Annotated in this window: 15 protein-coding genes; 11 read left to right on the top strand and 4 right to left on the bottom strand. The window is 62.4% G+C overall.

The window, feature by feature from the left end; translation table 11 throughout:
- Positions 1-28: 28 nt before the first annotated feature.
- From QMG46_RS04075 to QMG46_RS04065, 3 genes are all read left to right on the top strand, one after another.
- Entirely contained in the window at positions 29-829 is an 801-nt protein-coding gene (locus tag QMG46_RS04075) for a lysophospholipid acyltransferase family protein (RefSeq protein ID WP_281851202.1), read from the top strand.
- On the top strand, positions 826-1,833 hold the full coding sequence (locus QMG46_RS04070; protein ID WP_281851201.1) for a YheT family hydrolase: 1,008 nt from the start codon (positions 826-828) through the stop codon (positions 1,831-1,833). Before QMG46_RS04075 ends, QMG46_RS04070 begins: the two co-directional genes overlap by 4 nt.
- A 208-nt stretch (positions 1,834-2,041) precedes the next feature.
- On the top strand, positions 2,042-2,440 hold the full coding sequence (locus QMG46_RS04065) for a DUF3224 domain-containing protein (RefSeq protein ID WP_281851200.1): 399 nt from the start codon (positions 2,042-2,044) through the stop codon (positions 2,438-2,440).
- Here the strand turns inward: QMG46_RS04065 and QMG46_RS04060 are convergent.
- Positions 2,437-3,912 carry an AAA family ATPase gene (locus QMG46_RS04060; protein ID WP_281851199.1) on the bottom strand — a complete coding sequence of 492 codons (1,476 nt, stop codon included), beginning with the start codon at positions 3,910-3,912 and terminating at the stop codon, positions 2,437-2,439. The genes QMG46_RS04065 and QMG46_RS04060 overlap by 4 nt on opposite strands.
- Before the next feature lie 298 nt (positions 3,913-4,210).
- Here QMG46_RS04060 and QMG46_RS04055 point away from each other — a divergent pair, with 298 nt between their 5' ends.
- The 6 genes from QMG46_RS04055 to QMG46_RS04030 all read left to right on the top strand — a co-directional run bounded on the left by QMG46_RS04055 (position 4,211) and on the right by QMG46_RS04030 (position 7,629).
- Entirely contained in the window at positions 4,211-4,834 is a 624-nt protein-coding gene (locus QMG46_RS04055; RefSeq protein WP_281851198.1) for a YbhB/YbcL family Raf kinase inhibitor-like protein, read from the top strand.
- 192 nt (positions 4,835-5,026) lie between these two features.
- Positions 5,027-5,182: a DUF1328 domain-containing protein gene (locus QMG46_RS04050; protein ID WP_281851197.1), complete on the top strand. Its 156-nt coding sequence runs from the start codon at positions 5,027-5,029 to the stop codon at positions 5,180-5,182.
- Positions 5,183-5,273: 91 nt separating this feature from the next.
- Positions 5,274-5,636, top strand: coding sequence for an ElaB/YgaM/YqjD family protein (locus QMG46_RS04045; protein WP_281851196.1), 363 nt, complete (start codon positions 5,274-5,276; stop codon positions 5,634-5,636).
- Between the two features lie 21 nt (positions 5,637-5,657).
- A complete protein-coding gene (locus QMG46_RS04040) occupies positions 5,658-6,152 on the top strand; it encodes an ABC transporter ATP-binding protein (RefSeq protein WP_281851195.1) in 495 nt (164 codons plus the stop codon).
- Complete coding sequence (locus QMG46_RS04035; protein WP_281851194.1) at positions 6,149-6,466, top strand: hypothetical protein; 318 nt, start codon at positions 6,149-6,151, stop codon at positions 6,464-6,466. The genes QMG46_RS04040 and QMG46_RS04035 overlap by 4 nt, the downstream gene beginning before the upstream one ends.
- A gap of 116 nt (positions 6,467-6,582) precedes the next feature.
- Positions 6,583-7,629, top strand: coding sequence for an AI-2E family transporter (locus tag QMG46_RS04030; RefSeq protein ID WP_281852800.1), 1,047 nt, complete (start codon positions 6,583-6,585; stop codon positions 7,627-7,629).
- Positions 7,630-7,631: 2 nt separating this feature from the next.
- On the opposite strand, the gene QMG46_RS04025 is transcribed toward QMG46_RS04030, so the two are convergent.
- Entirely contained in the window at positions 7,632-9,836 is a 2,205-nt protein-coding gene (locus QMG46_RS04025; RefSeq protein ID WP_281851193.1) for a hypothetical protein, read from the bottom strand.
- 346 nt (positions 9,837-10,182) lie between these two features.
- Here QMG46_RS04025 and QMG46_RS04020 point away from each other — a divergent pair, with 346 nt between their 5' ends.
- Positions 10,183-10,425: a hypothetical protein gene (locus tag QMG46_RS04020; protein WP_281851192.1), complete on the top strand. Its 243-nt coding sequence runs from the start codon at positions 10,183-10,185 to the stop codon at positions 10,423-10,425.
- A gap of 63 nt (positions 10,426-10,488) precedes the next feature.
- Here QMG46_RS04020 and QMG46_RS04015 read toward each other — a convergent pair whose 3' ends face one another.
- A complete protein-coding gene (locus QMG46_RS04015) occupies positions 10,489-12,147 on the bottom strand; it encodes an MFS transporter (RefSeq protein WP_281851191.1) in 1,659 nt (552 codons plus the stop codon).
- A gap of 80 nt (positions 12,148-12,227) precedes the next feature.
- Positions 12,228-13,685 carry a hypothetical protein gene (locus QMG46_RS04010; RefSeq protein ID WP_281851190.1) on the bottom strand — a complete coding sequence of 486 codons (1,458 nt, stop codon included), beginning with the start codon at positions 13,683-13,685 and terminating at the stop codon, positions 12,228-12,230.
- Positions 13,686-13,959: 274 nt separating this feature from the next.
- On the opposite strand from QMG46_RS04010, the gene acs reads away from it, so the two are divergent.
- On the top strand, positions 13,960-15,900 hold the full coding sequence (gene acs, locus QMG46_RS04005; RefSeq protein ID WP_281851189.1) for an acetate--CoA ligase: 1,941 nt from the start codon (positions 13,960-13,962) through the stop codon (positions 15,898-15,900).
- Positions 15,901-15,977 lie beyond the last annotated feature (77 nt).

Below are 15,977 nucleotides of genomic sequence, written 5' to 3'. Positions count from 1 at the left end.
GTCAACTAACGGTAAACTAACCGGACCGATGAGTACCGACACCGTTCCTGCCCGAGTCAGCGACCCGATTCGTCCCTTGCGCTACCTGTGGCGCGTGCCGCTGCTGCTGCTGCACGTCGTGCTGGGTGTGCTGCTGTGCGGCGGCATCCTGACCTGGAACCGCCATCAGGTGATGAAGAACGGCCGTGAGCCGTTTACGCACCGGATGATTCGCTGGTGGTCGACCGTACTGCTGCGCATCTTCGGATTGCGCTCGGTGCGAGTGGGACAACCGCTGGCCGATCCGGTCATGTTCGTGGCCAACCACACCTCGTGGATCGACATCGAGCTCCTGCATAGCCAGCGCGCGGCCTGTTTCGTCGCCAAGGCCGAAATCGCCCATTGGCCCCTGGTCGGCTGGCTGGCCGCCGCGGGCGGCACCATTTTCCACCGCCGCGGTAGCAACCATTCGCTGGCGGCGGTGATGCAGGTGATGGTCGACCGCCTGCATGCCGGCCGTTCGGTCGCCGTGTTCCCTGAAGGAGGCACCGGGCACAACGGCGTGCTGCGCGTTTTCCATGCGCGCATCTTTCAGGCCGCACTGGATGCCGAAGTGGCCGTGCAACCGGTGGCGCTACGTTTCGCGCGCAACGGTCGCCGTGTCGTCGACGCCGGTTTCCGCGAGAACGAGAACTTCATGCAGAACTTCCTGCGCCTGCTCGGCGAAGCGCCGCTGGATGCGGAGGTGCATTTCCTCGAGCCGGTACCGGCGTCGCCGGATGCGCGCCGTCGCATGGCGGAGTACTCGCGCGAACGCATTGCCGCCGCGCTGGAAGACAGCCCGCAATGACGTTGCCCTCAGGTAAGGACTTTCGTCCGCCCTGGCCGCTGACCAGCGGTCACATCCAGACCATGCTTTCGTCCAGCGGCGTGCGCCGCCAGCTGTTGCCCGGTCGCGCGCATAGCGTGCAGGACGGTGCCGAGCATGTGGTGGTCGACGGTGGCGACGGTGTACGACTGACCGGTGCCCATACCGTCCAACGCGTGCAAAAAGAAGCTCGCGGCCTGGCCGTGCTGTTCCATGGCTGGGAAGGCAGCGTCGACTCCACCTATGTGTTGCAGACCGGCAGCCGCCTGCTGCAGGACGGCTGGGACGTGTTTCGGCTGAACTTTCGCGATCACGGCGACAGTCACCAGCTCAACGAAGCACTGTTTCATTCTTGCCGCATCGACGAGGTCGTCAATGCGCTGGCCGATATCGCGCGGCGGTATCCCGCGCGGCCGATGGCACTGGCCGGCTTTTCGCTGGGCGGTAATTTTGCGTTGCGCGCCGCCTTGCGTGCGCCGCAGGCTGGCATCCCGCTCGTTTACGCGCTCGCCGTGTGCCCGATCATCGATCCGGGCGAAGGCCTGTTCTCGCTGGAAGAAACCGCGCCGTGGTTCTACCAGGCGTACTTCATGCACAAGTGGCGCCGCTCGTTGAAGACCAAGCAGGCCGCCTTCCCCAACCGCGAGTTCTTCGAGCTGGCCGAACTCAGGCAAAGCCTGCGTGGCCTGACCGAAGCGCTGGTGCTGCGCCATACCGACTTCGGTTCGCTGCAGGCCTATCTGGACGGCTATTCGGTGGCCGGCAATGCGCTGGCAGCGATGCCGATCCGGGCCACCATTCTTACGGCCGAAGACGACCCGGTGATTCCCGTGTCGAGCTTTCGCAACCTGCAATTACCATCCAACGTGGAACTGGATATTTCCCGCTACGGTGGCCATTGCGGTTTTATCAGCGGCTTCAACATGACCAGCTTTACCGACGACTACATCGCCGCGCGCTTCAACGCCGTAGCGGACGCACGCTGAACATCCGCGCGCGCATGGCGACAAAACCAACGTCGCTCTTGACGTCGATGTATTCCGGGCCTGACGATGTCGAACTCAGGAACGGGTCCGGGGGGACTTGATGTCGGCAGGTACACGCATCGCCGCAGCGTGTTTTATAACGGCATTTGGTTTGGCGGCATTCGCTTCGAAACTACCACCAGCTGTTGCATCGACAGAGAGTCGCATCATGACTGAGCACGCCAAAGGCACGTTCGACGTCAAAGTGCTACCGCAGACCGACGACGTCGCTATCGGCGATCCCTCGATCGGCCGCTTCGCCCTGGAAAAGCAGTTCCACGGCGACCTGGACGCGGTCAGCAAAGGGCAGATGCTCGGTTCGCGTTCGGACAACAGCACCGGCGGTTACGTTGCCATCGAGCGCATCAGCGGCAGCTTGTCCGGCCGCAAGGGCAGCTTCTCGCTGCAGCACATAGGGACCATGCAGGGCGGAAAGTCGAGCATGGATGTGCAGGTCGTGCCCGGCTCGGGTTCGGGCGAACTGGAAGGCATCAACGGCCGCATGACGATCATCGTCACCGACGGCAAGCACGCCTACGACTTCCAATACTCGTTGCCCGTGCATTAATCGGCGAGCACGCAACGGCCCTGTGCCCATTGCCGTAGTGCTTCGACCTGCTCGCGCATCAGCACCGACAAGGGGCGTGTGGAACGCAAGGCATCGAGCAAGGCCGGCTGTGCTATCGGCTGCCCACTGGTGCTGGCGTCGTAAAGCGCGCTGACAATGCTCTGCTCGATTTCCGCGCCCGAAAACCCGTCGCTGGCCGCGGCCAGTGCGGGAAGATCGAAGTCCTCGATCGGCAGCTTGCGCCGCTTCAAATGCAGGGCGAACACCTGCTCGCGCACGTCCTGGTGCGGTAGATCGACAAAGAAGATCTCGTCGAAGCGGCCTTTGCGCAACAGCTCGGCTGGCAATTCGTGAACCGCGTTGGCCGTCGCCACGACGAACACCTTGGACTTGCGTTCGGCCATCCAGGTCAGCAGATAACCGAGCACACGGCGAGATACGCCACCGTCATCGCCGCCACTGGCCAGGCCTTTTTCGATCTCGTCGATCCACAGCACACATGGCGTCAGCAACTCGGTGCTGGCCAGCGCCTCGCGCAGGTTCTTTTCGGTTTCGCCCTGGTATTTGTTGTAGAGCGAACCGAAATCCAGTCGCACCAGCGGTACGCCAAACCCGCCGGCGATCGCCTTGGCGGCCAGGCTCTTGCCGCAGCCCTGCACGCCGAGCAACAACACGCCCTTGGGCGGATCGAGCATCGGATTGGGTTCGGCGGCGAGAAAGACCGCACGTCTGCGCTGCACCCATTCGCGCAAGCGCGCGACGCCGGCAATATCAGCGAAACTGGCCGTCGCGTATTCGTAGTGCAGCAAGCCCGAGCGATTGAGCAGTTCGAACTTCGTCTGCATCAGCTCCGGCAGATCGTCGGCTCTGAGCGCCCCGTCGTTATAAATCAGCTTGCGCACGATGCGCCGCGCATCCGGAGCGGCCAAGCCCAATAGATTGCGGACGATCGTGCGCGCGGCATCGCCGTCCACCTCGACCCGGCGGCCCTGTTCGCGCTGATAAGCCAGCGCTTCGGCACGCATGATCGCCGCCAGCTCCTTGATGTCGGGCAACGACAGCGGGACGCGCAGCGCCAGTGCTTCCAGGTCTTCTGGTAATTCGATCTTCGCGCCGATCAGCACGATGGTGTGCGCGGCTGAACGCTGGCGTTGCACGATTTCGCGCAGCTGGCGCAGGCTCATGGCATAGCGCAGCAACGGATGCATGTCGAACAGCAGATAGATGCCCGCGGTGTTGGCCGCACGAATGGTTTCCAGGGTTGAATCGACATCCGGCGCACTGGCACGATCATCCTGTCCGAAGTCGAGCCGCGAGAGGCCGTCGGTCAGGGTCCAGCGCCACAATGGCCGCAGCGTTTGCGAAATGACATGCCGAAAGCACTCGATGACGCGTTGCTCGTCGATCGTCTCGATCACCAGCAGCGGTGTCGCCGCGCGTACCAACGTCGTCAGGTCTTGCAGTTCACTCATTACCGTATCCCTGTCCCTGGCGCGCACCTTAGCAGACCGGATAGCACCGAACGACGGGCCCCGGAGCAATGCCGACAGGCGCCAACGCCGGGCCTGGGGGTATGATCGGCTCTTCGAAATCTCCAGGGATAATGGCGATGCGCAAACGGGCATGTGATCTGTAAGGCAACCGGCCGCCTGGCCGAGGTGCAGCCTTTGCCCGATCGCAGCCTGCTGGTCAGCGGCGACCTGAGTTGAGCGTTGTATCGCGTAACCTACAGTCCGTAACTTTTCGGCATCGAAGCAAAGGGAATCACCCATGCATTTGCGCAGCGACAGTTTCCAGAACGGTCAGGCGATCCCGGCCGAGTTCGCTTTTGCCAGGCAAGCCTCGCCGGTCGAGCTCTCCGACAACCGCAGCCCTCACCTGGCTTGGCGCGATGCGCCGCATGAGACGCGCTCGTTCGTGCTCACCTGTCTCGACTACGACGTACCCAGCAAGCCCGATGACGTCAACCAACAAGGGCGCACCGTGCCTGCCGACCTGCCGCGCGTGGAATTCGTGCATTGGCTGATGGCAAACATTCCGCGCGAATGCGGCGAGTTCGAAGCCGGTGCCTGCAGCGATGGTGTCGTGGCGCGGGGCAAGCGTGTGCCGTACGGGCCACCCGGCAGTGTGCAAGGTATGAACAGCTATACCGGCTGGTTCGAAGGCGACAAGGACATGGCCGGCGAATATCTCGGCTATGACGGTCCCTGCCCCCCGTGGAACGACTCCATCGTGCATCACTATCATTTTCGTGTGTACGCGCTCGACGTGGACAACCTGAATCTGGCCGACGGATTCACGCTGGACGCGCTGCGCACGGCGATGGCCGGCCATGTGCTGGCCGAAGCCGAAGTCATGGGTACGTACAGCCTCAATCCGGCCGTAAAAGCCTGAAGCACGAATCGGTGCGTCCTTAGTCGGGATTTGAAGCCGGATACATGGCTTGATGAATGGTAAGACGCATACAAACCGTGAAAGCTCCTCTCTTCACGCCCACAAGGCACGGGCAAGGGAATGATGGCTATCACACCTGCCGTTGCCGATGACACGCCAACAGCGGGGTGGTAGCCATAGAGGAGAACACCCATGCTTCATTACGCCCTGATTTTTCTGGTGATCGCGCTCATTGCCGCGTTCCTCGGCTTCGGCGGCATTGCCGGTACAGCGGCCATGATCGCGAAGGTGCTGTTTGTCATTTTCCTCGTGCTCGCCATCATTGCGTTCTTCCGTCGCGCAAGTTGACCGAACGGTTCCCTACCGCACCGTGCGCCATGGTCGCCGCGGTGCCGCATAACCCGCTAAAGTGAGGTCCAGCATGCCTACGGAGAACGACATGACCAAGCAGATCCCAGCGCGCGAAGCGGAAGCTACCGGCCGCATCGAGGAAGGCGCGGAGCGCATCAAGCAGGCGACCTCCGACGCGGTAGCCAGCACCAAGGAAACGGTCAATCGCACCGCCGACCGGGTCGAAGAGGGGCTTCATCGCGCCACCGACAAGGCCGCCGGCGCCGCCACGCGGGCTACCGAAAAAGCCGCCGATATCAGCGAGCGCGGGCGCGAAGCCTATGACGATGCGATGGATCAAGCCGACCTGTGGCTGGAGCGGGCGCGCGAATATGTGCGCGAGAAACCCGTACAGTCGGTCGCCATCGCGCTTGGCGCGGGCTGGCTATTAGGCCGTATCCTTCGTCGCTGATGCGACCGAAGGAGGCCATCCATGCAACAAGCCGGGCCGGAGGAGGCCGCCGGTCCGACCGGTGGCGAAGCACCCCAGCAGCCGAAACCATCGAACTTTCTCGATGACATAGGCCGGCTCGGACGCGCCTTCAAGCAGTTGTTCGGTGCGCAACTTTCATTGCTTTCGGCCGAACTCGGCCTGGCGCGCAGCGCGGTATCCTGGATGCTTGCCGCGGGGCTCGTCGCCACCGTCGCCGGCGTTGCGCTGGGTCTGACCTTGCTGGGCTTGGTCGGTGTCGCCCTGGCACAGTGGTTCGGCTCCTGGCTTTGGGCACTGGGCGCGCTGGCGATATTGCAATTGTCGTTACTGCTCGGTGCGCTCTGGCTCTTCCGCCGTTGCATGCATTGGATGAGCCTGCCGGAAACACGCGGCCAGTGGCGCGCTATCGTGCACGATACGGTGCAGCGTGCCGATATTCGTGCGGCCGCCGATGCACAGGAACGCGCCGGTGCACGGCAAGGGGAAAGACCATGAGCATCCACAAAAAAGTGGCCAAGGTGCGCGAAGCGCAAGCGAAGATGAGCCTGGCGCGCCAGGCTGTCGTCGAACCCGCATCCGCCTTGTTGGCGCGTAGCGAGCGTTATCCGCTGATCACGGTTGGCGCGGCTGCCGGAGCCGGCGTGATACTTGGGCAATTGAACGTGCACCCGTTGCGCATCCCCGGCCTGGGTTCACTGCTCAGCGGCACCGCCGCGGAAATCGTTGCGTATGCCACGCGAATGATCGCCGAGTTCGCCAGCCAGGCCGGCGACAACGTGGCCGACGATGGCATCGACGACGCGTCATGAACGTACCGGCGCCGCCTGATCAGATACCGCTCCCCACGGCGGCCGAACCGATGATCACGGTGCCTGCCGAGGCTGTGCCCAAACTGCAACGCAAGCTCTCCCAGCGTCTACAAACCATGCAGGCGACACGCCGCCACCTGCGTGCGATCCGGGTGATCTTGAACATGCTGCTGGCGCTGGCGCTGCTTTATACGATCACCATCATCAAGGCGCTGCTGATTCCCCTGGTACTGGCTGGCTTTATCGGCCTGGCACTCAATCCCATCGTGCATTTCGGCGCACGTCGGCGCATACCGCGCTGGCTGACCGCCAGCGTGCTGGTCATCGGCTTGATCGTGGGTATCGGCGCCGGTATCGGCATGCTCGCGCCGTCGGCGATTCATTGGTTCCACGACATGCCCGCGGTGATCAAGAATCTGGTGCCAAAGCTGAAAAGCGTAGTCGAGCCGATCGAAGCGGCCAACCGCGCCACACAAAGCCTGGTCGGTACGCCGGTGCGTGCGCAACCGCCGCGGCCGGCGGCATTGGCGTTCAACGTGTGGGACGTGGCATCGACCACGCCGAAGGTCGTGGCGGCGGTGCTGACAGTGATCCTGCTGGTGTTCTTCTTTTTGATCTACGGCGACCTGATCCTGCGGCGCCTGGTCGAGGCGTCACCTGGTTTTGGCTACAAACGCCACGCGGTGAGCATCGTGCGTGGCATCCAGAGCGAAGTGTCGCGCTATCTGCTGACCACAATGCTCATCAACGCAACCCTGGGCGCGCTCACCGCCGGCATGCTCTGGCTGTATCACATCCCCGACCCGCTGCTGTGGGGCACCGTGGCGATGATGGCCAATTTCATTCCCTATGTCGGTGCGATCACGACGACCTCCGTACTCGCACTGGTCGGTCTGATGAATATCGACAATCCCGGCCAGGCGTTGCTACCGGCGCTGACGTTTGCAGCCATTACCGCGATCGAAGGCAACCTGATCACGCCGCTGATCCAGGGCCGGCGCATGCGCCTGTCGCCGATCGCCATTCTGCTGTGGCTGCTGTTGTGGGGCTGGCTATGGGGCATCCCCGGCGCCCTGCTTGCCGTGCCGATGCTGACCAGCACCAAGCTGATCGCCGAGCGTGTGCGCGGCTGGGGCTGGTTTGCACAGATGGTGCAGCGCTAAGCCTAGGGCTGCGCCGGCGCGCTGAGTTGCTCGCCCAATGCGTGGGCCATGGCCTGCAACGGATAGTTCTGTTCCAGCTGTCGATCCATTTCGCCGAACACAGGCGTGGAGATCGTCCACCCCAAAGGAATGGGGTAGTTGCCGTGGCATAAACGGAAATGCCACAGCATGTCGCCGGCGGCAGGGTCGCTGTCGGACGCGTGCAGGGCATTTTTCAGCTGCACGCGTGCATATTCGCCACGCGCACCGCGCGTATCGAGCAGCGCCAGCAACGGCGCGGTCGCCTCGCCGCTTTCGTTATCCTTGGGCGTAGGTTCGCTCGCCGGGCAGGCCGTGGAGAACCACGGCTGGAACCGGCTCTTGTCGTGTTGATCGATGAAATCGCTCATATCCGGATCGTTGCTGATATGCAGCACGATAAAGCGCAATGCGATGGCTCGCTGTTTCGCGACCGCGCGCAGTTGGCGCATGACTTCAAGCAACGTCGTGGTACCGGAGTTCTCGAAGTAGCCGCCATCGACCAGTTGCAGGCGTGAAGGCAACGGTGCATTCGGTGCCGTGCTTTGCAGCGTGCCGGCCGGGCTCACGTAGGTAAAACGCGCACTGTTCAATACCACCTCGCTCAACGGCACGCGTGGATCGAGCCACGCCGAGCCGTCGAAGGCGGCGGTCCATGGCTGTGCCTGCGGCGAGGCCATCGGATAGAACGGATGCTGGATAAAGCGTCGTCCCTCGGCCACGGTGGTGCTGTTGAGAAACAACGCAGGCGTGCGTGTGTTGGGTTGGCCGTTCGCATCCATGTACATCGCACTGAACGATTCGGAAAAATCGTCCACGTGCTGTGCCTTGGCGGCGCGTTCCCATGCGCGAGTAAGCGCACGCGAACGATCGTTGAACCAGGCACCCGGCAGCCAGCGCTGGGTGAAGTCGACGAACATCATGTTGGCGAGCGTCGGTGCGAGGTAGTCATGGCTCAACAGGCGCTGGCTGTCCGCTTCCAGCGAGGCCGCCGTACTGGCATGGCGCAGCATCGTTACATAGGTCGCCAGCCCCAGGCTGCCGCCCGAAACCCCGCTGCCTGCGAACAGGTAGCGGCCGAGCAAGGGTTCGGCCTGTCCTGCGGGATGTTCGGCATCGATCAGGGCGGTGAGCCGGCTCAACACCAGCGCCGTCCACGCAGCACCACGAATGCCGCCACCTTCGGCCGATACCAGTACTACCGGGCACGGATCATGGCCGGGGCAGCGATCGGACAACCACGCATTCGCGTAATCGGCGAAATGCGGTCGCAGATCCGGCGGCGGTACGTCCGGGGTCTGATGCGTGCTCATATGCGGGTATTGCCGCACAAGATGGTTATCGTTCAAATGCAGCGCATGCAGTGCCGCGCTGAGCAGCAACAACGTGGTGAGCAAGGGCCAGCCGCGCCGATCGACGATCATGCACAGAAAGCCGCCGCTGAAGCACAAGAACGCCGAAGCGATCAGCAGGATCGCCAGCGGGCCGATGCCGTCGAGCAGTTCGGGCCACCAGGCAATCAAGACGAGTGCGATGAGATTGCAGGCTACGGCGAGCAGCGAGAGTCGCAGCGGTGTCTTACCCAGGTCTCGTACACGTGCGACGCGAACTTCCTCGGCTGGCCGTTTGGCGACGGTGGTGTTCTTCTGAAGGGCGTGCAGCATCGGCCGGCGGACGATGAAGAACAGCACCATGAGAACCGACTCGACCAGTAACAGCGACGCGCGCCAGTCGCGTCGTATGCAGTCACCAGTTGCAGTACACGGCACATGCGGCACCTTGAACAGCGCCAACAGATAGCCGAGCAGCACCAGCGCCGGTACCAACGCACCCAGCACCCTCGGCGTCCACTCGCGCAGGCCTGCGCCGCTTTCATCCTGCAGCGCCGGCCAGCGCGGGTAGTTCAGGCGATACGCATTGCGCGCCGCGTACCAGATCGTCAGACCCGTCAACGCGCTGCTGCACAGTAGCGCCAGGAATCGCCAGTTATTGGGATCGACCCAGACGGCGATCAGGAACAGTTCCGAGGCCTGATCCACACCGACGGCGACAAACACGGCGATAGCCAACACCAGCAGCGGAATGCGCACGGGCCTGGCGTGATCGAGCCACAAAGGGAGGTGGGACCCCAGCCAGCGCACGGCAACCCAAAGGGTCCGGGCCAGGCTGGCGAAAGCTTTTGCACCCATCGTACTTCCCCGACGATACCGGCCTCATGGTACGCCAGGCGCGGTGACAGGCGACCCTGCGCTGTGTCACACCCTCGGACTTGGGGTCTCCCAAAGCCTGCGATCCCCTGGTTATGATTTGCGCAACAAGAGGGAATCTCGAAGAATTTCTCAAGTCGTCATTCCGGCGCAGGCCGGAACCCAGTGGCTTTATGGTCGGTTGTCGCGAAGGCAATAACAGCTGTTCTTGCTCTATCGCGGGAGCCGGAAACTGAAGCCGCTGGATCCCGGCCTGCGCCGGGATGACGATGGAAAAACTGAGGTTATTTCAGGTTCCCAAAAACCGCCCACTCCTGGACATGTCGCCATGCGCTGGATCCTGCTGATCGCCACGCTGTTTGCCCTGGTCATTTGCTTTACCCGGCACACCGGCGGTGCCATGGGTGCCTGGCTGGTGCTTAGCTTGCTCGGCATCTTTGCCACGGTGCTTGCCTTCGTGCAGGCGCGTATCAGCGCCAGCTCGCGTGACGACGGCATGCTTTCCGAATACGACCTGCAACAGCTGCGTGCCGGCAAGGAACCGCTGAAGCACCAGCGTGACGATGCCTGAGCACAGAGCGTAAAAAAACGGCGGCCCCAGGCCGCCATTTTGATATGAGCGTTGCGTCGTCGATTAGTGCCGGATATCCACATCCTTGGTTTCGCGCAGGAACAGCAGGCCGATAAAGAAGCACACCACGGCCACGCCGATCGGATACCACAGGCCGTAGTAGATATCTCCCTTCCAGGCCACCAGCATGAAGCCGATGGTCGGTACGAAGCCGCCGAACCAGCCGTTGCCGATGTGATAGGGCAGGCTCATCGAGGTGTAACGGATACGCGTGGGGAACATCTCCACCAGCCAGGCCGCGATCGGCCCGTAAACCATGGTGACGTAAAGCACCAGGATCGCCAGCAGGATAACCAGCATCGGATAGTTGGCTTGCGACGCATCCGCTTTTTCCGGATAGCCCGCGGTCTTCAGATCGGCAGCCAGCTTGGCGACGAAATCCTTGCTCTGCGCGGCAAACGCCTTGCTGTCCAGGCCGCCGCCTTCGAACGATTCGAGCGTGGTATTGCCCAGCTTGATCTGGGCAACGCTGCCGGCGGGCGCGGCCTGGTTGCTATACGGAATGCCCTTCTTCGCCAGCGAACTCTTGGCCACATCGCAGGAGCTGGTGAATTTGCTCTTGCCGACCGGATCGAACTGGAAACTACAGGCGTTGGGGTCCGCGATCACCACGACCGGCGCGGTAGCGGCTGCTTGCTCGATCGCCGGGTTACCGAAGTGGGTAATGCCCTTGAAGATCGGGAAGTAAGTAATCGCCGCCAGCAGGCAACCGGCCAGCACGATAGTCTTGCGACCGATGCGATCGGACAGCCAACCGAAGAAGACGAAGAATGGCGTGCCGATAAACAGTGCCGCGGCAATCAGCAGATTCGCCGTGGTGGCATCGATCTTCAGGCTCTGGGTCAGGAAGTACAGCGAGTAAAACTGGCCCGTGTACCACACCACCGCCTGACCCATGGTGGCGCCGAGCAGGGCGAGGATCACCAGCTTGAGGTTGCTCCAGCGGCCGAACGCTTCGGTCAGCGGCGCTTTCGAACCCTTGCCCTCGGCCTTCATCTGCTGGAACACCGGCGACTCATGCAGCTGCAGGCGGATATACACCGACACTGCCACCAGGATGGACGAAATCAGGAACGGAATGCGCCAGCCCCAGTTATCGAAACTCGCATCGCCCAGCCCCAGGCGCGTACCCAGGATCACCAGCAGCGAGAGGAACAGGCCGAATGTTGCCGTGATCTGGATAAAGCTGGTGTAGAGACCACGCTTGCCGGGTGGCGCGTGCTCGGCGACATAGGTTGCCGCACCGCCATATTCGCCACCCAGTGCAAGACCCTGTAACAGGCGCAATGCGATCAGTATCACCGGCGCGACCACGCCGATGCTGTCGTAACCGGGCAGGACGCCGACCAGAAATGTCGAGGTACCCATGATGACGATGGTGATCAGGAAGGTGTATTTACGGCCGATCAGGTCGCCGATCCGACCGAAGACGATGGCGCCGAAGGGGCGCACCGCAAAGCCGGCAGCGAACGCCAGCAACGCAAAGATGAATTGGCTGGTTTCGTTCAGGCCGGTAAAGAAGTGCTTGCCGATCAGCGCGGCGAGCGATCCGTAGAGATAAAAGTCGTACCACTCGAAAACGGTACCCAGGCTCGATGCAAACACCACCCGCTTGTGGCTGACATCGAGACTTGCTTTTGCGCCGGCGGCGGTCGTGGCCATGGATGCTCCCGTGATCGAATGATGAACTGCCGTGATGCCGAAGGCGGTCGAACGTCGACCGCCTTCCTGCCTTGCATAGATCAGAACTTGTACAGGCCGTTCAAGCTGACCTGGTTACCTGTGGTGGTGCGAACGACCGCGCCATTGGTGGTCGAATCGAGCTTGTCATGCAGCACTTCGACGCCCAGTTCGTAGGCACCGGCGGCGTATTGCAGGCTCAACGCGGCCTGGCGGTTCTTCAGGCTGCCTGTTGCACCCTGGCCGATCCAGCGGACCACATCGTCCTTGCTCGGATTGACCATGCTGTAGAACGCGTTGACGCTCCAGTTCTTGGTGAAGTTGTAACCGGCCTGGACGAAGCCACCGGATTCCTTGATGTCACCGAACTGCGACTCGGCACCGAACACCTGGCCCAGAGCATTGCCGGTGTAGACCAGCGCCTTGAGATTCCACGGACCCGGCTTCCAGTTCGCACCGATTTCAAAGGCGGTACTGGTGATGTCGGTCTTGATCGGCGGATTGGGAACCGCGTCGCCCACACCGTGCAGATCCATCTTGCTGTAGTGGCCCACGGCGAACGCCAGCCAGTTCTCGCCTTGCGCATGCAGGCGCGCTTCCAGCTGCGGCCGGAAGCCGGCACTGCCGGCGGTACCAAAATTGGTGGTGTTGCCCGGACCGCTCCACGAGCCTTCGAACGCCGCCAGATCCAGGCGCCACTGCGTACCTTCCGCACCGTGGTTGAGGTCTTGCATCAGGATCGCGCCCGGATAGCGCCAACCGATCACACCGGTGGAGAAGCCCAACGGAAAGGCGATGTGCGAGAGCGAGGTCGGGATCATGTCGAGCGGGAACAGCAGATCCCATTCCTGACCGATACGCACCGTGGTGCCGGAGTTCGGATTGATCAGGTCCATATAGGCCTGGCGCAGGCGCGGGATGGCCTGCTGCTGCGCATAGGCACCGGTACCATTGAAGCCGCCGAAGAAATCCATCTCGAGACGACCGGACCCGACCCAGTCGCCGGTGAACTTCGCGCCGGTGAAATCGAGCCAGAAGCGTGTATTGCGAATATCCACGCCGCTCAGCGACCCCTTGTTACCCGGTACGGGGTATTCCGCGTTCTGGCCGTTGCCGTAGTTGAAATTCTTGCTCTGGCTGAATGCGCTGGCGTTCAGCCAGCCATGCAGCGCGACCGTAACGCCCGGCGCAGTGACGAACTGCGGCTTGGCCGCGGGTGTCGGCGGCGCGGCAGCCACGGTCTGCACCTGTGCCTGCGCGGTCTGTGCCGTCTGCTGCGCCTGCGTCGCGGTTTGCGTCGCCTGTGCGGTTTCGGCCCGCTGCTGCTGGATCATCCCCTTGAGTTCGGCCAGCTCCTGTTCGAGCTGGTCGACACGCTGTTCGAGCTGCTTCTCGCGCGGCGTCGGTGCCTTCTTGTGTTTGGTCTGGTCCGCGGCATGTGCCCCCATCGGCAACGACAGGGCAAGGGCGATACCGCATGCGATCGCCGTATAACGGCTACCGAAACGTCTGAAAACCATGTTCTTGCCTCCCCAGGCTATGGCTAGCCGAGCATGGGTTTAGCGGCTTTGGCGCGACTATTCCCCAATGGTCGAAACTCGACCAAAGTCGATAAGCCGCGGCGACGTCCCGATCACCGGCGGCCGGCTAAACTTCCGGGCCGATATCGGCAACGCAAAGCCTGCAACTTGTCATTCCGGCGTAGGCCAGAATCCAGTAACGTCAGCGTTCGGCTATCGCCAGGCACCGCATCCGGAAAATCCGGGCGCCCGGCACTATTTTTTAGGAGTCCCCATGTCCAAGCTTTACCCGGTCAAGCCCGAATTCGCCGCCAAGGCCCGCATCGGCAAGGAGGAATACCAGCGGCTGTATGCCGAATCGGTAAACGACCCGGAAGGCTTCTGGAAAAAGATCGGCGGGCGCCTGGACTGGAGCCGCCAACCCGGCAAGATCAAGAATGTCTCCTACGACCCCACGGATTTCCGCATCCGCTGGTACGAAGACGGCGAACTGAATGTCGCCGCCAACTGCCTGGATCGCCACCTGGAAAAGCGCGGCGACAAGACCGCGATCATCTTCGAAGGCGACGATCCGAACGACTCGCGTCACATCAGCTATCGCCAGCTGCATGAAGAAGTGTGCAAGTTCGCCAATACCTTGAAGCATCTGGGCGTGAAGAAGGGCGATCGCGTGGCGATCTACCTGCCGATGATTCCGGAGGCGGCCGTCTCGATGCTGGCCTGTGCGCGCATCGGCGCCGTCCATTCGGTGGTGTTTGGCGGCTTCTCGCCCGATTCCCTCGCCGGCCGCATCGCCGACTCCACCGCCAAGGTCGTGATCACCGCCGACGAAGGCGTGCGCGGCGGAAAGAAGATCCCGCTCAAGACCAATGTGGACGCCGCCTTGCAGCGCCCGGGCACGAACAGCGTCGAGACCGTCATCGTGGTCAAGCGCACGGGCAGTGCGGTGCCGATGCAATCGCCGCGCGACCGCTATTACCACAACCTGATGGAAGGCCAATCGGCCGACTGCCCGGCCGAACCGGTCGAGGCCGAGCATCCGCTGTTCATTCTTTATACGTCCGGTTCCACCGGCAAGCCCAAGGGCGTGCTGCATACCTCCGGCGGTTACCTGGTCTATGCCAGCTACACGCATGAGATGGTGTTCGACCTGCGCGAGGACGATATCTACTGGTGCACCGCGGACGTGGGCTGGGTCACCGGCCACAGTTATGTCGTCTACGGCCCGTTGGCCAATGGCGCCACCACGGTGATGTTCGACGGCGTGCCGAACTATCCCGATACGAGTCGTTTCTGGCAGGTGGTCGACAAGCACAAGGTAAGCCTGTTCTATACCGCACCTACCGCGATCCGCGCATTGATGCGCGAGGGCGAAGGTCCGGTCAAGAAAGCCTCGCGCGCCAGCCTGCGCCTGCTCGGCTCGGTCGGCGAGCCGATCAATCCGGAAGCGTGGGAGTGGTACTACCGCGTGGTCGGCGACGAGCGCTGCCCGATTGTCGACACCTGGTGGCAGACCGAAACCGGCGGCATTCTGATTACCCCGCTCGCTGGCGCGATCGATGCCAAGCCGGGCTCGGCCACCTTGCCGTTCTTCGGCATCAAGCCGGCGGTAGTCGACACCAATGGCGCGATCCTGGATGGCGCGACCGAAGGCAACCTGGTCATCACCGATTCGTGGCCGGGCCAGATGCGCACGGTGTACGGCGACCATCAACGTTTTATCGAAACCTATTTCACGGCCTATCCGGGCAACTATTTCACCGGCGACGGCGTGCGCCGCGACGAAGACGGTTACTACTGGATCACCGGCCGCGTCGATGACGTGATCAACGTCAGCGGCCATCGCATCGGCACAGCCGAAGTGGAAAGCGCGCTGGTGTCGCATCCGAAGGTCGCCGAAGCGGCGGTGGTCGGATGCCCGCACGAGATCAAGGGTCAGGGCATCTATGCCTATGTCACCCTGGTCGCTGGCGAGAACGGCACCGATGAGCTGCGCAAGGAGCTCATCGCCTGGGTGCGCAAGGAAATCGGCCCGATCGCCACGCCGGACTACCTGCAATGGGCCCCCGGCCTGCCCAAGACGCGCTCGGGCAAGATCATGCGCCGCATCCTGCGCAAGATCGGTGAGAACCAGCCCGATCAGCTCGGCGATATTTCCACGCTGGCCGATCCGAGCGTGGTGAAGAACCTGGTCGATGAGCGCTTGATCAAATAGGAGCGAGGAATGGTAAACAGTAAATGGTAAATAAGAGCATCAAGCTGAATTCTTGGCTCTCTCTGTTAACTATTGAC

The sequence above is a fragment of the Dyella sp. GSA-30 genome, from assembly GCF_027924605.1.
Lineage (GTDB): Bacteria > Pseudomonadota > Gammaproteobacteria > Xanthomonadales > Rhodanobacteraceae > GSA-30.
This window is presented reverse-complemented; position numbering and strand designations above follow the sequence as displayed.